Origin of the sequence: Pantoea sp. S61, from assembly GCF_016625145.1 — a bacterium.
GTDB lineage: Bacteria > Pseudomonadota > Gammaproteobacteria > Enterobacterales > Enterobacteriaceae > Pantoea > Pantoea rwandensis_B.
In genome coordinates, this window is record NZ_JACVUO010000003.1 from 360,337 (window position 1) to 379,463 (window position 19,127).

17 protein-coding genes, 1 pseudogene and 1 other annotated feature are annotated in these 19,127 nt (G+C 52.8%); of the genes and pseudogenes, 11 read left to right on the forward strand and 7 right to left on the reverse strand.

Going from position 1 to position 19,127, the window contains the following annotated elements; all coding sequences use genetic code 11:
* Positions 1 to 251 precede the first annotated feature (251 nt).
* Together cysB and topA are read right to left on the reverse strand one after the other, a co-directional pair.
* The gene (gene cysB / locus IAE30_RS09690) at positions 252 to 1,226 is read right to left on the reverse strand and encodes an HTH-type transcriptional regulator CysB (RefSeq protein WP_034821485.1); all 975 of its coding nucleotides are present in this window, start codon (positions 1,224 to 1,226) and stop codon (positions 252 to 254) included.
* 192 nt (positions 1,227 to 1,418) lie between these two features.
* The gene (topA, locus tag IAE30_RS09695; RefSeq protein WP_200679407.1) at positions 1,419 to 4,016 is read right to left on the reverse strand and encodes a type I DNA topoisomerase; all 2,598 of its coding nucleotides are present in this window, start codon (positions 4,014 to 4,016) and stop codon (positions 1,419 to 1,421) included.
* Positions 4,017 to 4,386: 370 nt separating this feature from the next.
* Here topA and IAE30_RS09700 point away from each other — a divergent pair, with 370 nt between their 5' ends.
* On the forward strand, positions 4,387 to 4,635 hold the full coding sequence (locus tag IAE30_RS09700) for a DUF2498 family protein (protein WP_200679408.1): 249 nt from the start codon (positions 4,387 to 4,389) through the stop codon (positions 4,633 to 4,635).
* Between the two features lie 26 nt (positions 4,636 to 4,661).
* On the opposite strand, the gene sohB is transcribed toward IAE30_RS09700, so the two are convergent.
* Entirely contained in the window at positions 4,662 to 5,708 is a 1,047-nt protein-coding gene (gene sohB, locus IAE30_RS09705; RefSeq protein ID WP_200679409.1) for a protease SohB, read from the reverse strand.
* 174 nt (positions 5,709 to 5,882) lie between these two features.
* Here sohB and IAE30_RS09710 point away from each other — a divergent pair, with 174 nt between their 5' ends.
* The gene (locus IAE30_RS09710; RefSeq protein ID WP_200679410.1) at positions 5,883 to 6,647 is read left to right on the forward strand and encodes a YciK family oxidoreductase; all 765 of its coding nucleotides are present in this window, start codon (positions 5,883 to 5,885) and stop codon (positions 6,645 to 6,647) included.
* Positions 6,644 to 7,231 carry a cob(I)yrinic acid a,c-diamide adenosyltransferase gene (gene cobO, locus IAE30_RS09715; RefSeq protein WP_200679412.1) on the forward strand — a complete coding sequence of 196 codons (588 nt, stop codon included), beginning with the start codon at positions 6,644 to 6,646 and terminating at the stop codon, positions 7,229 to 7,231. Before IAE30_RS09710 ends, cobO begins: the two co-directional genes overlap by 4 nt.
* Before the next feature lie 36 nt (positions 7,232 to 7,267).
* On the opposite strand, the gene rluB is transcribed toward cobO, so the two are convergent.
* The gene (rluB, locus tag IAE30_RS09720; protein WP_034821500.1) at positions 7,268 to 8,185 is read right to left on the reverse strand and encodes a 23S rRNA pseudouridine(2605) synthase RluB; all 918 of its coding nucleotides are present in this window, start codon (positions 8,183 to 8,185) and stop codon (positions 7,268 to 7,270) included.
* Between the two features lie 103 nt (positions 8,186 to 8,288).
* Between rluB and IAE30_RS09725 the strand changes: the two genes are divergently transcribed.
* Both IAE30_RS09725 and IAE30_RS09730 read left to right on the forward strand, forming a co-directional pair.
* The gene (locus IAE30_RS09725; RefSeq protein ID WP_200679414.1) at positions 8,289 to 8,528 is read left to right on the forward strand and encodes a hypothetical protein; all 240 of its coding nucleotides are present in this window, start codon (positions 8,289 to 8,291) and stop codon (positions 8,526 to 8,528) included.
* 476 nt (positions 8,529 to 9,004) lie between these two features.
* The gene (locus tag IAE30_RS09730; protein ID WP_200679416.1) at positions 9,005 to 9,661 is read left to right on the forward strand and encodes a serine protease; all 657 of its coding nucleotides are present in this window, start codon (positions 9,005 to 9,007) and stop codon (positions 9,659 to 9,661) included.
* Here the strand turns inward: IAE30_RS09730 and IAE30_RS09735 are convergent, their stop codons facing one another.
* Together IAE30_RS09735 and IAE30_RS09740 are read right to left on the reverse strand one after the other, a co-directional pair.
* A complete protein-coding gene (locus IAE30_RS09735) occupies positions 9,662 to 10,282 on the reverse strand; it encodes an L-threonylcarbamoyladenylate synthase (protein ID WP_200679418.1) in 621 nt (206 codons plus the stop codon).
* 12 nt (positions 10,283 to 10,294) lie between these two features.
* Positions 10,295 to 11,179 (reverse strand): PHP domain-containing protein, encoded by an 885-nt coding sequence (locus IAE30_RS09740; protein WP_200679420.1) that lies wholly within the window; start codon positions 11,177 to 11,179, stop codon positions 10,295 to 10,297.
* Positions 11,180 to 11,333: 154 nt separating this feature from the next.
* Positions 11,334 to 11,438 (forward strand) — a sequence feature (Trp leader region).
* Positions 11,439 to 11,462: 24 nt separating this feature from the next.
* On the opposite strand from IAE30_RS09740, the gene IAE30_RS09745 reads away from it, so the two are divergent.
* The 5 genes and pseudogenes from IAE30_RS09745 (at position 11,463) to trpA (ending at position 18,029) form a co-directional block, all read left to right on the forward strand.
* Positions 11,463 to 13,025, forward strand: coding sequence for an anthranilate synthase component 1 (locus IAE30_RS09745; protein WP_200679422.1), 1,563 nt, complete (start codon positions 11,463 to 11,465; stop codon positions 13,023 to 13,025).
* Positions 13,025 to 14,618: pseudogene (gene trpD, locus IAE30_RS30030) on the forward strand (bifunctional anthranilate synthase glutamate amidotransferase component TrpG/anthranilate phosphoribosyltransferase TrpD). Before IAE30_RS09745 ends, trpD begins: the two are co-directional and overlap by 1 nt.
* A 1-nt stretch (position 14,619) precedes the next feature.
* A complete protein-coding gene (gene trpCF / locus IAE30_RS09760) occupies positions 14,620 to 15,987 on the forward strand; it encodes a bifunctional indole-3-glycerol-phosphate synthase TrpC/phosphoribosylanthranilate isomerase TrpF (RefSeq protein ID WP_200679425.1) in 1,368 nt (455 codons plus the stop codon).
* 45 nt (positions 15,988 to 16,032) lie between these two features.
* A complete protein-coding gene (gene trpB / locus IAE30_RS09765; RefSeq protein ID WP_045814391.1) occupies positions 16,033 to 17,226 on the forward strand; it encodes a tryptophan synthase subunit beta in 1,194 nt (397 codons plus the stop codon).
* Positions 17,226 to 18,029 carry a tryptophan synthase subunit alpha gene (trpA, locus tag IAE30_RS09770; RefSeq protein ID WP_045832156.1) on the forward strand — a complete coding sequence of 268 codons (804 nt, stop codon included), beginning with the start codon at positions 17,226 to 17,228 and terminating at the stop codon, positions 18,027 to 18,029. Before trpB ends, trpA begins: the two co-directional genes overlap by 1 nt.
* 45 nt (positions 18,030 to 18,074) lie before the next feature.
* Here trpA and IAE30_RS09775 read toward each other — a convergent pair whose 3' ends face one another.
* Positions 18,075 to 18,512, reverse strand: coding sequence for a hypothetical protein (locus tag IAE30_RS09775; protein WP_200679426.1), 438 nt, complete (start codon positions 18,510 to 18,512; stop codon positions 18,075 to 18,077).
* Positions 18,513 to 18,761: 249 nt separating this feature from the next.
* Here IAE30_RS09775 and IAE30_RS09780 point away from each other — a divergent pair, with 249 nt between their 5' ends.
* The gene (locus IAE30_RS09780) at positions 18,762 to 19,076 is read left to right on the forward strand and encodes a BON domain-containing protein (RefSeq protein WP_034828856.1); all 315 of its coding nucleotides are present in this window, start codon (positions 18,762 to 18,764) and stop codon (positions 19,074 to 19,076) included.
* Positions 19,077 to 19,127 lie beyond the last annotated feature (51 nt).

The window sequence follows — 19,127 nt, forward strand, 5'->3', positions numbered from 1 at the left end:
TTTAAGGACCAGACTAAAAGCCCTTTCTCATCAGTTGATAACTGGAGTATGGGAATATTCCTGGCGGTCCGCAAAGCGGCAGCGTAAATTTTGTGTACTGTTTCTCATTTAAGAAATAACAATGAAAAAACATGTGATCGATGTTTCATTTACAAAAAAATAATGAAATTTTTTGAGATTCTTGTGGCGCTAACGAGGGGGTATTCACAAGATGCCCACTGGACACCTTGTGAAAATAATGAGTTAGGGGATTATTTAAAAGGTAACTTGATATCGCGGAACATCGCTTCGATATCTTCATTTGAACGCAATGCGACCGCGGCATCCACGACATCACGGGTTAAATGCGGTGCAAAACGTTGAATAAAATCATACATATAGCTTCGAAGGAACGTGCTACGCCTAAAGCCAATTTTGGTTGTACTATTGGTAAAAATTTCTGATGCTTCAATTCGCACCAGATCCGGATCGGATACCGGGTCCACCGCCATACTGGCAATCACACCCACGCCTAAGCCCAGTCGCACATACGTTTTGATGACATCAGCGTCGGTGGCAGTAAAGACGATACGTGGTGTTAATCCTGCACGATTGAACGCAGTATCCAGCTCTGAGCGGCCAGTAAAGCCAAAGGTATAGGTGACGAGCGGGAAATCGGCCAACTCTTCAATCGTCACATTCGATTTGCCTGCTAGCGGGTGATCTGGCGTGACGACAATCGCGCGGTTCCAGTGATAGCAGGGCAACATAATCAGGTCGTCATACAAATGCAGCGCTTCGGTCGCAATCGCAAAGTCAGCATTCCCCTTCGACACGGCTTCAGCAATTTGCGTCGGCGAGCCCTGATGCATATGCAGCGAAACGCGCGGGTAACGCTCGATAAACCCTTTGATCACACCAGGCAAGGCATAACGCGCTTGAGTATGTGTGGTCGCCACATACAACGAGCCTTTATCAGGCCAGGTGTGCTCACCCGCGACAGACTTAATAGCATCTACTTTGGATAATACTTCGCGAGCAATTCGGATGATCTCTTCACCCGCTGGCGTAACTTGAGTGAGATGCTTCCCACTACGCGCAAAAATCTGCACGCCGAGTTCATCTTCCAGCATACGCACTTGCTTACTGATGCCCGGTTGTGAGGTATAGAGACCTTCAGCGGTGGAGGAGACGTTGAGGTTGTGATTAACCACCTCGACGATGTAACGCAACTGCTGCAATTTCATAGTTATATCTTCCCGGTAGCGACAGAGGGGCCATCCCTGCAGGCGTGTTTCCGCCTTAATTAAGGTATAGGGAGGGAAAGCATGTCAGCGAAACGAAAAAAGCTATAACCACTATATCAGTTAACGTAAGAATGTAGAACGATTAGCTATAAGGATGAGGAAAAGGCCAGCAGAAGCTGGCCTTGAGGGGAATTACTTCTTCGCTTCCTGCCACTTACCGTCGATATAGAACATCGACCAGCCAGTCGCTTTGCCCTCCTTCTCGGAGGAAACATACTGCTGCTTAGTTTTACGGCTAAAACGCACTAACGTTTTATTGCCTTCCGGATCCGCTGCTGGCGCTTCCGCCAGGTATTTCAGCTTCTCAGGCAGACGGTCAGCAAAACGTTGCAGCTCTTCCACCAGCGGCGCACGCGTTTCACGCGATTTCGGGAAGGTGTTGGCCGCCAGGAATACCCCTGCCGCACCGTCACGCAATACAAAGTAGGCATCTGACTTTTCACACGCCAGCTCAGGCAACGGCACCGGATCTTCCTTCGGTGGTGCAACTTCACCATTGCGCAGAATCTTGCGAGTGTTTTTACACTCGTCGTTGGTGCAGGCCATGTATTTACCGAAGCGCCCCATTTTCAGGTGCATTTCAGAACCACACTTTTCACATTCTACGATCGGGCCGTCATAACCTTTGATGCGGAATTCGCCCTGTTCGATTTCGTAGCCGTCACATTCCGGGTTGTTACCACAGACGTGCAGCTTACGCTGATTGTCGATCAGGTAGCTATCCATCGCGGTGCCACACTTCTGGCAACGACGACGGGCACGTAACGCATTGGTTTCAGCATCATCGCCTTCCAGTACGTTAAGAACTTCGTTTTCCGGAATCAGATTGATGGTCTGTTTGCAGCGTTCTTTGGGTGGCAGCGCATAACCGGAGCAGCCGAGGAACACACCGGTACTGGCGGTACGGATACCCATTTGGCGGCTACAGGTCGGGCAGTCGATCGAGGTCAGCACCATCTGGTTCGGCTGCATGCCGCCCTCTTCTGGCTCTTTCTCGGCCTGACCTAACTGCTGGCTGAAATCGCTGAAGAAGGAATCCAGCACCGCTTTCCACTGCGCTTCGTTATTGGCGACCTGGTCAAGGCTGTCTTCCATGCGCGCGGTGAAGTCATAGTTCATCAGCTCACGGAAATTCTGTTCCAGACGATCGGTGACGATTTCACCCATCTTTTCAGCATAGAAGCGGCGGTTTTCTACCCGCACGTAACCGCGATCCTGAATGGTGGAAATAATTGAGGCATAGGTCGATGGACGGCCGATACCCCGTTTTTCCAACTCACGGACTAAGGAAGCTTCGCTGAAGCGGGCTGGCGGCTTGGTGAAGTGCTGGCTTGGCATCAGCTCCTTCAGGTCAAGCATATCGCCGACATTGACCGGTGGCAGCGTCAAGTCTTCATCGTTTTTACGCAGGGCTGGCATCACTTTTGTCCAGCCATCGAAACGCAAGGTGCGGCCTTTCGCTTTCAGTTTAAAGTCTGCTGCACCCACCGTCAGGGTGGTGGAGTCATACTGCGCAGGCACCATCTGGCAGGCTACAAACTGACGCCAGATCAGCTGGTACAGTTTCTGTGCATCAGCTTCCATATCTTTCAGCTGTTCTGCCTGAATATTGACATCCGAAGGACGGATCGCTTCGTGTGCTTCCTGCGAATTCTCTTTACTGGCGTAGGTGATCGGTGATTCTGGCAGATACTTTTTACCAAAACTCTTCTCGACAAAGCCGCGCGCCATCGCCACCGCATCCTGACTCAGGTTGGTGGAGTCAGTACGCATATAGGTGATGTGACCTGCTTCGTAGAGACGTTGCGCCATCATCATGGTTTTCTTCACGCCAAAACCGAGACGTGTACTCGCCGCTTGTTGCAATGTCGAGGTAATAAAAGGCGCAGACGGTTTACTGCTGGTCGGTTTGTCTTCACGATCCAGCACTTCGTAACGCGCGTTTTCCAGCACGGATACCGCAGCATAAGTTTGCTCGCGATTAACCGGACGGAACGCTTTGTCGCCCTGATGCGTGACTTGCATCCCCAGCGCGTCGCCTTTCGGCGTAGAGAAATCCGCATCGATCTCCCAATACTCTTCCGGCACGAACGCTTTAATTTCGTGCTCGCGCTCAACCACCAGTCGCACAGCCACAGACTGTACACGACCCGCAGACAAACCACGGGCAATTTTCTTCCACAGCAGCGGGGAAACCATGTAGCCCACCACGCGGTCCATAAAGCGACGCGCCTGCTGTGCATTAACACGCTCAATATTCAGTTCGCCCGGTTTTTCAAACGCCTGGCGAATCGCATTTTTGGTGATTTCGTTGAACACCACGCGGCTAAACCGCTTGTCATCGCCACCGATCACTTCCCGCAGGTGCCAGGCAATGGCCTCCCCTTCGCGGTCAAGGTCCGTTGCGAGGTAGATGTGGTCAGCATCGGCGGCGAGGCTTTTCAGTTCGGCTACGACTTTTTCTTTACCCGGCAGAATCTGATAGTCCGCTTCCCAGCCATGCCAGGGATCGACACCCATGCGACTGACCAATGCGGCCTTCTCATCCTTCTTAACCTTTTTTCCTGTTTTCGCCTTTTCCCCGTCGGTAGTTTTACGGGCAGTTGAACCGCTGGTCGGCAAATCACGGATATGACCGACGCTGGATTTCACCACGTAGTCATTACCGAGGTATTTATTGATTGTTTTGGCCTTTGCCGGGGACTCAACGATTACGAGTGCTTTACCCATATGTACCTTTACCTAATTGAAACGTCCTGATAAACGGGAGAGGATTCGGTGCCCCAAAACCCAACGGGTTCAATATTGCTGCCAACTTTTCACATTTCAAGGCAGCGGGGATAATCTCAGGTCAGATTGCATCGACTTATGCAACTTTATGATTAGAAGCGGGTTTTCCATCTGACAGCACCACACATCCGGGTGTGATCTCCCTGAAAGCTGAATCGCCCACACTCTACCTGATAAAATCCGTTACGCAACTTAATTAGCATTCTGATTAATTTTGCGCCAGTTTTGCTGACGGACGTTGATTTGATGAACAGCCTAACTCGCTAGTAATATAGAAGGAGAACGATTGCTGTCAAAAAAGAGGTGAACAATGTCAGTAGAAACGGAATCCATTTCACGCCAGGCGTTACTGGATATAGCCAATCAAATGCTCAAGCAGCACGACGATTATTTAGCCGGGATGGAAGCCAATGACGTGATACAGCAGGGCAACGTTTTGGTGTTTCGTGGCCCCTGGTTTCTGGATGATGAAGGCTTGCCGAGCGCGAAAACTACCGCCGTGTTTAACGTGTTTAAATCCCTTGCCGTTGAACTCTCCTCACGCTATCACCTGGCATAAAAAAGCCCGGCATTTGCCGGGCTCGCTTACAACAGCGGCTTATCACCGCGCTGCCATATTTTCAGAATTAACCGCTCGGCCGCCAGACTGGCGCTGTTGGTGAAACGGTCCATCATTTTCTTCTTCCGTGCATAATGGACACCCAACACATTGAATCGGTCCATCTGTTTGATGATTAACGCATCGCTGGTGCCGATTTCATCAATCAGGCCCAAGTCCAGCGCCTGGCGTCCATACCAGTGTTCACCAGTGGCCACTTTTTCCAAATCCAGTGTTGGGCGCATCTGCTGAACGAACTCTTTGAACAGCAGATGAGTTTCGTTGAGATCTTCCTGGAACTTCTCACGGCCTTCGTCGGTGTTTTCACCAAACAAGGTCAGCGTGCGCTTATATTGACCCGCAGTGTGCAGTTCAACGTCGATATCATTGCGTTTCAGCAGGCGGTTAAAGTTGGGGATCTGCGCGACCACACCAATTGAGCCAATAATGGAGAAAGGCGCCGCAACAATACGGTCCGCAACACAAGCCATCATATAGCCACCGCTCGCCGCCACTTTATCGACGACTGCGGTCAACTGCAGGCCCGCGTCACGCAGGCGCTGCAACTGAGATGCGGCCAGGCCATATCCGTGCACCACGCCACCCGGACTTTCCAGACGCAGCAAGACTTCATCTCCCGGCACTGCCACCGCCAGCACAGCGGAAATTTCCTCACGCAAAGAGCTGACTTCACCCGCATCCATGCTGCCTTTAAACTCCAGCACGTAGAGAGTGGATTTAGTAGCTTCGCTCACTCCGGCTTTGGCATTGCGCTTCTCGATTTTGGCTTTTTGCTTCTCTTCTTTTTTATGCTGCTTCAGCCACACTTTTTGCGCCTGTGGCTTCATCTTCGCCAACTGCAGGTCTTCCTTCATTTCACGATAATCATCGTCGAGATGAGTCAAGCGCAGTTGACCACCGCTGTGGCGTTTACGCATCGCGGCATTGAGCACAATCAGAACAATAGCTGCGAACGCCACCACCACGGTGACGGCCTTGGCCAGAAATAATCCATAACTGGAGAGTAAATCCATTCTGCCGCCTTATTAAACAGTGAATTACAAACAAAGGCTGAGTTTAACCGCTTTAGCGACTTTCGTCGCCTGAAATGCCCGCAGGCGGCACAGATTGCGAGGCGCGATGATTGCACCTGACGCCAAATTGAGGCATAAAGCCAAAAACCCTCTGACCTGCCAAAGGACATCGCTGTGCATTATCAACCGAAAAGCGATCTGCTGGAAAATCGCATTATCCTCGTGACCGGCGCTTCAGACGGCATTGGCCGTGAAGCGGCACTAACTTATGCGCGCTACGGCGCACGCGTCATTTTGCTGGGCCGCAATGCCGAGACGCTGCAACAAACGGAGCATGCCATCAATCAACTGAATAAGCAGCCCGCATCACATTTGCTGCTGGACTTGTCGCATGCCACACCAGAAAACTGTGCCGAGGTGGCCAATCAGATTGCCGCTTTGGTGCCAAGGCTCGATGGTGTGCTGCACAATGCCGGGATTCTGGGTGACATCGTCCCGCTGGCGGAACTCGATCCTCAGGTCTGGCGCCAGGTGATGCAGATCAATCTTGACGCCACCTTCTACTTAACTCAGGCATTGCTGCCGCTACTGCTAAAATCAGACGCCGGTTCACTGGTGTTTACCACGTCCAGCGTGGGTCGCACCGGCCGTGCGGGATGGGGAGCCTATGCGGTGTCGAAGTTCGCCACCGAAGGCATGATGCAGGTGCTGGCCGATGAGTATAAAAATCGCCATCTTCGGGTGAATTGCATCAATCCTGGTGGCACCCGCACTAAAATGCGTGCCAGCGCTTTCCCGGAAGAAAATGCCAGTTTACTGAAAACGCCTGCCGATTTGATGCCGCTTTATCTTTATTTAATGGGCGATGATAGCCGTCGCAAAACCGGCATCAGTTTTGATGCACAGCCGGGACGCAAACCGGGGCCTGCCAGCGCATGAGTGACCGTCATCAGCAGCGACAGCAGCGTTTAAAAGAACAGGTTGATGCGCGCATTACCGCCGCGACAGAAGCGCGCGGCATTTTGATGGTGTTCACCGGCAATGGCAAAGGCAAAACCACCGCCGCCTTTGGTACAGCTTTACGCGCTTGCGGACACGGTAAAAACGTTGCCGCCGTGCAGTTTATTAAAGGTGAATGGCCAAATGGTGAGCGCAATTTGCTGGAGCAGCATGGCGTGGAATTTCAGGTGATGGCCACCGGCTTTACCTGGGATACCCAGAATCGGGAGACCGATACCACCGCCTGCCAACAAGTTTGGCAACAGGCAAAACGTATGCTTGCCGATGAGCATGTGGATTTAGTGATCCTCGATGAAATCACCTACATGGTCAGCATGGATTATCTGGATCTGGATGAACTGGTGCGCGTGCTGGGACAACGTCCGGTTCAGCAAAGTGTGATTATCACCGGTCGAGGCTGCCATCGAACCTTGCTCGAGATGGCGGATACCGTGACCGAGATGCGCCCGGTTAAGCATGCGTTTGATGCAGGCATTCAGGCTCAGCAGGGAATAGATTGGTAAAACAGTGACGCCGCTGCATGCGGCGTCACGGGCATATCAGGAACCGCGCTTGTTGGTTCCACTGGTCCGCGTGCTGCTGTTGCGGCTGCTACTGCTGCCACCGCGACGTGGGCTGCCGCTCACATTGCTATGACGTTTTACCGCACGACGAATCTGATTGGCTTTAGTACGACGACGATCTTTTTCAACCGCGACTTTCGTCACCGTCTCTTCCGGCATATCCACCAGCGTACGCAGGTAGTTAACCGCCGGCAATTCCATCTCCATCCAGCCACCGCGTGGTAAGCCTTTTGGCAGCTGAATATCACCATAACGGACGCGCATCAGACGGCTAACCTGCACACCTACGGCTTCCCACAAACGGCGGACTTCACGGTTACGACCTTCGGTCAGGGTGACGTTGTACCACTGGTTGATGCCTTCGCCGCCAGCAAACTTAATGGTTTTGAACGATGCCGGGCCATCTTCTAACTGCACACCTTTACTGAGCTGACGAATTTTATCGTCATCCACTTCGCCGAATACACGCACCGCATATTCACGCTCAACTTCACGGCTTGGGTGCATCAGGCGGTTCGCCAGTTCACCATCGGTGGTGAATAACATCAGACCACAGGTGTTAACGTCCAGACGACCCACAGCGATCCAGCGTGAACCGCGCAGACGTGGCAGACGGTCGAATACCGTTGGGCGCCCTTCAGGATCGTTACGAGTACAGAGTTCGCCCTCTGGTTTGTAATACGCCAGCACCCGGCAGACTTCGGTTGCGGATTCAGCAATCGAAACCAGATGGCCATCAATACGAATTTTCAGGGATTTATCATTTTCAATGCGATCGCCCAGCGTCGCCAGTTTGCCATCGACGCTGACGCGTCCGGCTGAAATCATCGTTTCGATTTCGCGGCGTGAACCGTGACCGGCGCGCGCTAATACTTTTTGTAGTTTCTCACTCATGGAGATGCCTCGTTGTCGCCTTCCCAGGCGTCGTGGTAAGAAGAGGTACGATACGGGGATTACCAGTTCCCATATCAGAATCTGTTACCGCTGAGCATAGCGCATGCCATCCCAGGCGGCCCGCGATTTTACACTAACGCAAGTTTCGTTAACACCTTTTCCTTTGCTGCCGATAATAAAGGCCAAAGGCTGCGTCACTCGTTTAGTGCCCTATGCCTATACATTTACGCTGCTGATAGATACACCAACCGCACTTCTCTTCTTCATGCGCCAAGTGACTGAATTTTTATCATTTGCTGCTGGCACTATAAGCCTGGTTATTACCCCCACTTTAGACCCGTGATACATTAGCGCTTTTCAAGACTGGTCTGCTAGCATTGCGCACCACGCTTAAGGATAATCCCAAACATAAAATCTAAACCCAAACTGCAAAACAGGATAAACAACTAATTAACCGGGATAAATAAGGCTCATTAATCCAGTAAATTTAAATTACCAGTTAATTGGCACTGCAGGTTGGATTAAGTCTGTATTTTCGCATTATTTGATTCAGATTAAATTTGATGAATTGTTCTGATTAAAAAATTGTGTAAAATTTAAGCCTGAAACAGAGTGTGCCGTATTTATAAAAGCGTAACCTTTACTATTTACACTCGTTTCTCTAACAAGCCATTAACGAAATCACTGTGGCATTGTTGATAATATAAACCGGCGCACGCAGGAATTGACGCGTTTATTCATTCACGGAATGAATTTAATTTGCATGTCGAAAGTCTTCACCAGGGATTTTCCTGACATGCTTAAAAGAAGATGACTATCATGAAAACCTCTCTGCTTTGGCCTGCCCTCGCGGCGCTGGCACTGAGCGGCTGTTCCGTTGGCCATACTGAGTATAGTCGCGCGGCGCTTAAACACGTGGATATGAGCGTGACAGGCATCCCGACGGTACTGGGTCTGGGTATCCTTGGTACAACCATCCCCTTAACGCCAGAGTACAGCCTGACAGCTGCGCACGTCGCCACCACTGCCGTGCAGCGTGTTAAGGCTTATCATCCTTATTGCGACGTCGCGATTATTTATCATAAGAATAGCCCGGAAACGCTGGCAAAATTCCGCACCAGTAAAGTGGGTGAGCCCATTAAGATGTACGGTTACAGCTTTATTTCTGCTATGCCCGTGGAATCAAGTGGCGTTAATTTAGCGCGCACAGCGATTACCAATAAATGGAATAAAAAACCGTGCATGGCAATGGCATCAAATGCTGGCGTTGTGCAGGGAATGTCGGGGGGCGCGGTATATAATGCTGACCAGACAATTGGCGGAGTGATTGTGGGCTACAGCCATGAAATTTCCAATGTGCGCAGCAAACAAGTCATCCTCAAAGATGTTTCACTGTATATTCCGTACGGTGATTTTAAACATTGGTTAGAAAAAAATATTGGCCAGACGACGTTAACGCCGCCTGACCACGCGTGATTAGAGGAACGGGCGCGTGTCGCCGACCCCTTCACGAACCACAACCGGGATATCGCTGGTGAGATCGATCACCGTCGTCGGCTGCTGCCCTACCGTGCCGCCATCAATGATCAGATCCACCAGCTTACCGATGCTGTGCTGAATCTCTTCCGGATCCGATTCCGTGAAGTCATTACCGGGCAACATCAGCGAAGTAGACATCATCGGCTCATTCAATCTCTCCAGTAACGCCAGCGCCACCGGGTTGGAAGGTACGCGCAAACCAATGGTTTTACGTTTGTCATTCATTAAACGACGCGGCACTTCTTTGGTCGCTTTAAGAATGAAGGTGTAACTGCCCGGCGTATTATTTTTCAGAATACGAAACGCGGTATTGTCCACCTGCGAATACGTTGAGAGCTCAGACAGATCGCGACACATCAAAGTAAAGTTGTGGTTGCCATCTAACTGCCGGATACGGCAGATACGCTCCATGGCGTTCTTCTCTTCCAGTCGGCAGCCCAGCGCATAACCCGAATCAGTGGGATAGACAATCACGCCACCTTTATTGAGATAATCGACCGCCTGATTGACGAGGCGCGGTTGCGGGTTATCTGGATGAATGTGAAAAAATTGACTCATAAAAACCTCATGTCACCTGTCTGCAAGAGTTACGGCGGGCGCTAGCGCAGGAAAGCGCTCCCAGATGGGTTCAACGCCGCCTGGCAACCATAATTTGCGCCCCAGTTCTATCCACGGACAGGGTTGGTGAAAATCTGATCCCTGCGATCCCGCCAGCTTATTGTCGCGCGCATATGTCGCGAGCTGCGTGCGCTCGTTGGGTGCCTGCTGACACTGCGCCACTTCCATTGCATCACCACCGACCTCGGCGAAATGGGCAATCAGTCGTTTAAGCCACTTTGCAGACAATCCATAGCGACCCGGATGTGCGAGTACCGCAACGCCGCCAGAATGGTGAATGGCATCAATAGCTTGTTTAATTGTACACCATTGCGGCGGCACATAGCCGGTTTTCCCACGGGCAAGATAGTTCTTGAACACTTGCGCCATGTTATCGGCTTTACCGATCTCGACCAGATAACGGGCGAAATGACCGCGGGTGATGACACCGCCCTGCGCCAGGCGTTGCGCCCCAACCCACGCGTCAGGAATGCGGGCACGTTCGAGGCGTTCAGCGATCAGCTGCGCCCGTTCAACACGGCATTGATGCTGTTGCTCAAGAAACGAGGTCAGCGCCGGGTGCTGGCAATCCACATTCAAACCTACGATATGAATTTCGTGGTTTTCCCACAATGTAGAGGCTTCTAATCCGGCCAGAATACGAATCGGTAGATTCTGTTGCAGCACGGCGGCTTGCGCTTCTGCCACGCCAGCAATGGTGTCGTGATCGGTAATCGCCAGTACCCCTACTTTCATTGCGACGGCACGTTGCACCAACTCGGTTGGGGTCAGCAAACCGTCAGACGCCTGGGTATGGCTGTGTAAATCGTAAAGGGGAAAACGGGCAATATCCGACAAGGTAACTCCAGCAGCAACTTAACTCGGCTGGCATGATAACGATTTTGCCCCTGACTGAAAAAGGGTATTGACTTTTTTCACATGAACCAGTTAACTAGTACACAAGTTCACACGTAACGGGTATCTCATCATGGCTAATTTTGGTACGCATGCAAAAGGTTGGTGGCGCGATAATCCTTTAAACGGGCGACGTCGTCGTGCACAACATGCGTAACCACTGTGCAGATACCTGAGCCCGCCACCGAGCGGGCTTTTTTTTGAGCGAAATTCAGAGATGACAATAATGGCTAATGCGAAACCTACATTGAAGTTGATTACCGGTACCGCGCCCTACCGCGAAGATCCGGCCGCAGTGTTCCATCAAATTTGCGGCGCACGTCCGGCAACTCTGCTGCTTGAATCGGCCGATATCGACAGCAAAAAGAATCTGAAAAGCTTACTGATTGTGGATAGCGCCCTGCGCATCAGCGCACTGGGCAACGTGGTGACATTGCAGGCGCTGTCAGAAAACGGCCGCACCATTCTGCCGCTGCTGGATGAAGCACTGCCGCAGGATGTCAGAATTGAAGCACGTCCGGATGGCCGCGTGCTGCATTTCCCGCTGCCTCAGGGCCTGCACGATGAAGATTCACGTCTGAAAGCATTATCTGTTTTCGACGCACTGCGCCTGATTCCGCAGTTGGTGAACAGCCCGGCGGAAGAGCGTGAAGCGATGTTCCTCGGCGGCCTGTTTGCTTATGACCTGGTGGCCGGATTCGAAGATTTACCTGAACTGCGTAACGAGCAAAGCTGCCCGGATTACTGCTTCTACCTGGCTGAAACCCTGCTGGTGATTGATCACCAGACGCGCAGCGCTCGTCTGCAGGCGAGCTTGTTCAGCCCGTCCACCAGCGAATTCCAGCGCTTGCAGAGCCGTGTTGAGCAACTGCGCGGTCAAATGACGCAGCCTGCCCCGGCCTTGCCAGTTCAGCGCGTTGAGCAAATGGCACTGAGCACCAACCAGAGCGATGAAGAGTATTGCACCGTGGTGCGTGAAATGCAGGAAGCAATTCGCATCGGCGAAATCTTCCAGGTGGTGCCATCGCGCCGCTTCTCGCTGCCGTGCCCTTCTCCACTGGCCGCTTATGACACGCTGAAGCACAGCAATCCCAGCCCATATATGTTCTTTATGCAGGATCAGGACTTTGCGCTGTTTGGCGCTTCACCAGAAAGCTCACTCAAGTATGACGCCACTTCACGTCAGATTGAGATCTACCCGATTGCCGGTACGCGTCCACGTGGCCGTCATGCCGATGGTTCACTGGATCGCGATCTCGACAGCCGTATCGAACTGGAAATGCGCACCGACCATAAAGAGCTGGCAGAACATCTCATGCTGGTGGATCTGGCGCGTAATGATCTGGCTCGCATCTGCGTTCCCGGTAGCCGCTATGTGGCAGACCTGACCAAAGTCGATCGTTACTCTTTCGTGATGCATCTGGTCTCTCGCGTGGTCGGCACGCTGCGTAACGATCTTGACGTCCTGCACGCCTATCGCGCCTGCATGAACATGGGCACCTTAAGCGGCGCACCAAAAGTGCGTGCCATGCAGTTAATCGCTGAGAAAGAAGGTACGCGTCGTGGCAGCTATGGCGGTGCGGTCGGCTATTTCACCGCACACGGCGATTTGGATACCTGCATCGTGATTCGCTCCGCGTGGGTGGAAGACGGTGTTGCCACCGTGCAAGCCGGTGCCGGTGTGGTACTGGACTCTCAGCCTCAGGCTGAAGCGGATGAAAGCCGCAATAAAGCGCGCGCGGTATTACGTGCCATCGCCACAGCCCATCATTGCAAGGAGATTTTCTGATGGCCGATATCCTGTTGCTCGATAATATCGACTCCTTTACCTATAACCTCGTTGATCAGCTGCGTACTTTTGGCCACAACGTGGTGATTTACCGCAATAACGTCCCTGCTGATTTACTGATTGAACGCCTGCAGCAGATGGAGAATCCGGTGCTGATGCTGTCCCCTGGCCCCGGTGCACCGAAAGATGCCGGCTGCATGCCTGCGCTGCTGCAAGCCCTGCGAGGTCGCCTGCCGATTATTGGTATTTGCCTCGGTCATCAGGCGATTGTTGAGGCTTATGGTGGTCATGTAGGCCAGGCCGGTGAGATTCTGCACGGCAAAGCCTCTTCGATTAATCATGATGGTGAAGCGATGTTTAGCGGGCTGAGCAATCCGTTGCCGGTGGCCCGTTACCACTCGCTGGTGGGCAGCAATACGCCTGCCGAATTGACCGTTAACGCCAGCTACAACGGCATGGTCATGGCCGTTCGCCATGATGCCGACCGTGTGTGTGGCTTCCAGTTCCACCCCGAATCGATTCTCACCACCCAGGGTGCACGTTTGTTAGAGCAAACGCTGGCCTGGGCGCTGGCGAAATAATAGGGAGATTATGATGCAAACTATTCTGGAAAAACTCTATCAGGCACAAACCCTGAGCCAGGCGGAAAGCCACCAGCTTTTTAGCGCCGTTATTAAAGGGCAGCTGGAGCCAACTCAATTAGCCGCCGCGCTGATTGCCATGAAAGTCCGTGGCGAGCGCCCGGAAGAGATTGCGGGTGCCGCTACGGCACTGCTGGAAGACGCGAAACCATTCCCGCGTCCAAATTACACCTTTGCCGATATCGTTGGCACCGGCGGTGACGGCAGCAACAGCATTAACATCTCCACCGCCAGCGCCTTTGTTGCGGCAACCTGCGGGTTGAAAGTGGCAAAACACGGCAATCGCAGCGTCTCGAGCAAATCCGGCTCTTCCGATCTGCTGGCCGCTTTTGGGATCGATCTGGATATGCCGGCGGAAAAAGCGCGTAAGGCACTGGACGATCTGAACGTCTGCTTCCTGTTCGCCCCGCAATATCACAGCGGATTCCGCCATGCGATGCCGGTGCGTCAACAGTTAAAAACCCGCACCTTATTTAACGTGCTGGGCCCTTTAATTAACCCGGCACGGCCTCCTCTCGCGGTCATCGGCGTTTACAGCCCGGAACTGGTGCTGCCGATTGCTCAAACTTTAAAAGTGCTCGGTTATCAGCGTGCGGCGGTGGTGCATGGCGGCGGGATGGATGAAGTGGCGCTGCACAGTCCGACCCAGGTTGCTGAGCTGCGTGATGGTGAAATCACCGGTTATCAGCTAACGCCAGAAGACTTCGGCTTTGGCTTCCATGATAAAGAAGCACTGGCGGGCGGCACGCCGGAAGAAAACCGTGACATTCTGGCGCGTTTACTCCAGGGTAAAGGCCAGCCGGCCCATGAGCAGGCCGTTGCGGTGAACGTCGCAATGTTGCTGAAAGTATTCGGAAATGAAGATTTGCGCGACAACGCTCAGCGCGCCATCACCGCAATTCGCAGTGGTCAGGCTTACGAACGCGTTGTTGCTCTGGCAGCGAGAGGATGAGATGAGTATCAAGGGCACCGTTTTAGAGAAAATTGTTCAGGATAAAGCCGTCTGGGTTGAAGCGCGCAAGGTACAGCAGCCGCTGGCGACCTTCCAGAACAGCTTGCAGCCTGCAGGACGCCACTTTTACGATGCACTGCGCGGTACGCGCACAGTGTTTATCCTGGAATGCAAAAAAGCGTCTCCGTCAAAGGGGTTGATCCGCGAAGATTTTGATCCTGCGACTATTGCCGGGGTTTATCGTCATCACGCCTCGGCTGTTTCCGTTTTAACTGACGAGAAGTATTTCCAGGGTGATTTTGACTTTCTGCCCATCGTCAGCTCCGCGATTACTCAACCGGTGCTGTGCAAAGACTTCATTATCGATCCCTATCAAATCTACCTGGCGCGCCACTATCAGGCCGATGCCATTCTGCTGATGCTGTCGGTGCTGGATGATGAGCAATATCGTCAGCTCGCCGCCGTGGCGCATAGCCTGAAAATGGGCGTACTGACTGAAGTCAGCAATGAAGAAGAGCTGGAGCGTGCCATTGCGCTGGAAGCGAAAGTCGTCGGCATCAACAACCGCGACTTGCGCGATCTGTCCATCGATTTGAATCGCACCCGCCAACTGGCACCACGTTTAAGCCATGGTGTCACGGTCATCAGCGAATCGGGCATTCATAACTACGCACAAGTGCGTGAGCTGAGCCACTTCGCCAACGGTTTCCTGATTGGTTCCGCGCTGATGGAAGAAGCCGATCTGAATGCTGGCGTGCGTCGCGTATTGCTCGGTGACAACAAAGTCTGCGGCCTGACCCGACCTGAAGATGCGCGTATTGCGCACGAAGCAGGAGCGATTTATGGCGGGGTGATCTTTGCTGAGGGTTCACCGCGTAAAGTTAGCGCCGAACAAGCGCATAATGTAATAGCGGCTGCACCACTGAAGTATGTCGGCGTATTCCGCAATAACACTGCAAGTGACGTTGTCACGCACGCCACGTCACTTAAACTTTCTGCTGTGCAATTGCATGGCGATGAAGATCAGGCGTTCGTCGCAGAACTGCGCAGCGCCCTGCCAGAAGAGGTGAAAATTTGGAAGGCGCTGAGTATTAGCAGCAGCCTTCCAGCCCGCGATTGGCCGCATGTGGATCGTTACGTGTTCGATAACGGCCAGGGCGGCAGCGGACAGCGATTTGACTGGTCACTGCTGCAGGGTGAAGACCTGAGCAACGTGCTGCTGGCCGGCGGATTAAGCGCCGACAACTGCGTAGAGGCTGCACAACTGGGCTGCGCCGGACTGGACTTTAACTCTGGCGTTGAATCCGCGCCTGGCATCAAAGATGCCAGTAAAGTCGCGGCGGTATTTCGCACGCTGCGCGCCTATTAATTTCGCTCGCCCGCCAATGTGCGGGCCGCATAAGGAAGATGAAAGATGACTACGTTATTGAATCCCTACTTTGGCGAGTTTGGCGGTCAATATGTTCCACAGATTTTAATGCCCGCTCTGCGCCAGTTAGAAAGCGCCTTTGTTGAGGCGCAGCGTGATCCCGAATTTCAGGCTGAATTTACCGATCTGTTAAAAAACTATGCTGGCCGTCCCACTGCATTAACGCTTTGCAGCAATCTGACTAAAGGCACGAAAACCCGCCTGTATCTGAAGCGTGAAGATTTGCTGCACGGCGGTGCACACAAAACCAACCAGGTGTTGGGCCAGGCGCTACTCGCTAAGCGCATGGGCAAAAATGAAATTATCGCTGAGACCGGCGCCGGGCAGCATGGCGTGGCTTCAGCGCTGGCGTGCGCGCTGCTGGGCATGAAGTGTCGCATTTACATGGGGGCGAAAGATGTTGAGCGCCAGTCACCCAACGTATTCCGTATGCGTTTAATGGGCGCGGAAGTGATTCCGGTGCACAGTGGTTCGGCTACGTTGAAAGATGCCTGTAATGAAGCGCTGCGCGACTGGTCTGGTAGCTATGAAACCGCGCACTACATGCTCGGCACAGCAGCCGGTCCGCATCCCTTCCCGACCATTGTGCGTGAATTCCAGCGCATGATTGGCGAAGAGACCAAAGCGCAGATTCTGGAGCGTGAAGGCCGTCTGCCGGATGCGGTGCTGGCCTGTGTGGGTGGCGGTTCAAATGCCATCGGCATGTTCGCTGACTTTATTGATGACACCAGCGTCGGTCTGATCGGGGTTGAGCCCGCGGGTCACGGCATCGAAACCGGCGAACACGGCGCGCCACTTAAGCATGGCCGCGTCGGTATCTACTTCGGCATGAAAGCGCCAATGATGCAGACCGAGGAAGGCCAGATAGAGGAGTCCTATTCCATTTCTGCTGGCCTCGACTTCCCTTCTGTCGGCCCACAGCACGCCCATCTCAACAGCATTGGTCGCGCCGAGTATGTGTCGATTACCGATGATGAAGCGCTGTCAGCGTTCAAAGAGTTGTGTCGTGCAGAAGGCATTATTCCGGCTCTGGAATCCTCTCATGCTCTGGCGCACGCGCTGAAAATGATCCGCGAGAATCCAGAGAAAGAGCAGTTGCTGGTGGTTAACTTGTCCGGTCGCGGCGACAAAGACATCTTCACCGTTCACGATATTTTGAAAGCTAAGGGAGAGATCTGATGGAACGTTATAATCAGCTGTTTCAACGTCTGTCGGCGAAGAAAGAAGGCGCCTTTGTTCCTTTCGTCACCCTTGGCGATCCGACCCCTGAACTGTCACTGAAGATCATCGATACCCTGGTAGCCGGTGGCGCCGATGCGTTAGAGCTGGGCATTCCATTCTCCGATCCACTGGCGGACGGCCCAACAATTCAGGGAGCAACCTTACGTGCCTTCGCGGCGGGTACCACTGTCGCGCAGTGTTTCGAGATCCTTGCCGCCGTGCGCCAGAAGTATCCTGAACTGCCGATTGGGCTGTTGATGTACGCTAATCTGGTATTCAGCAAAGGTATCGACAACTTCTACGCGCAGTGTGAAGCCGTCGGCGTTGATTCCGTGCTGGTGGCAGATGTACCGGTTGAAGAGTCTGCGCCGTTCCGTCAGGCTGCGATGCGTCATAACGTTGCGCCAATCTTCATCTGCCCGCCGAATGCAGATGATGATTTGCTGCGGGAGATTGCCTCACACGGCCGCGGTTATACCTATCTGTTGTCGCGCGCGGGCGTGACGGGTGCAGAAAATCGCGCCAGCCAACCGCTGAATCATTTGATTGAGAAGCTGAGCGAATATCACGCTGCACCCCCGTTGCAGGGATTTGGTATCTCAGAAGCAAGCCAGGTGAGAGAAGCCATCGCGGCGGGCGCGGCGGGTGCTATTTCGGGATCAGCGATTGTGAAGATCATCGAACGTAACCAGAACGATCCCGACACGCTGTTAGCTGAACTCAAAGCGTTTGTCAGTGATCTGAAAGCCGGTACGCGCTAAATCTTTAAGACCTTATTCGCAACCGCGAATAAGGTCTTCCCTTGATTATTCCAGCCTGAACGTTTGCTCATCTCCCGAACCATCAGGATATCTCAGCTTCATCGTCAGCATGTCGTTTCTGATTTGCCACGTCAGCTTCTCGTCATCTGGCCCCTCACGCCAGCGTCCACTGCTATTCGGGTTATCTGACATCAAGATAACTCTCTCGCCCTGGATCCGGCAGCGCACGGCCCAGCGTGATTGGTCGGACGGCCGGATATAGTGCACCCACGCCACGCCCTGCTCATCCACCTTATCCAGCTGCATAATTTTGAAGCTGCGACCAAAGCTCAGCGCGGTAGCCGCCTTGCACAGGGTACCAAGGTGTGGATTGATCAACGGTTCTGCCTGTGCGCTGGGCACCGGCAAAATTTGTGAAGCAAATAGCTGGAGGTAGGACAGATAGCTAATCGTCGCTATCGCCAGAATGGCGCGCTTTTTCATTATTGTTTTCCCTGCCTGATGCTTCAATTTGCACCTGTCGGCTTATCGTCTTGTTGTTTTATTGTTAGTTTTGCCCTGCTCTTCCAGCTTACCGTTTGCCTTGCTGCCTTCATTGGATCAATAAGTGGTAAAAATCGCGTATTTCCATCTTTTTCACCTCAGGCGATTTGCCGATTTGAAAAGCGCATACCACAATTAATCGCACCGTCTCGTTGCGGTGAAACACCATCTAAGACAGGGAGATAACCAATGAATTTTTTCAAAGTCGTTGCAGGATTATTAATGGCTGCGGTAATGGCGATCACACTGAGCGCCTGTGCACCAACAGCAACAAAGGAAGGGACCGGGGGCTATATCGATGATACGGTGATCACCACCAAGGTTAAGGCACAGTTGTTGAATGACGACTCGCTGAAATCCACCGAGATCAACGTCGAAACCTTTAAAGGAAAAGTGCAGTTAAGTGGCTTTGTCAGTTCTCCGCAGATGGCGAACCGTGCAGTGACGGTGACCCGCAGCGTGGCAGGCGTTAAATCTGTGGTTAACAATATGCAGATTAAGTAACAGCGTACCCATCATGCAGCGGGCGACCTTCGGGTCGCCCGTTGTGTTTCG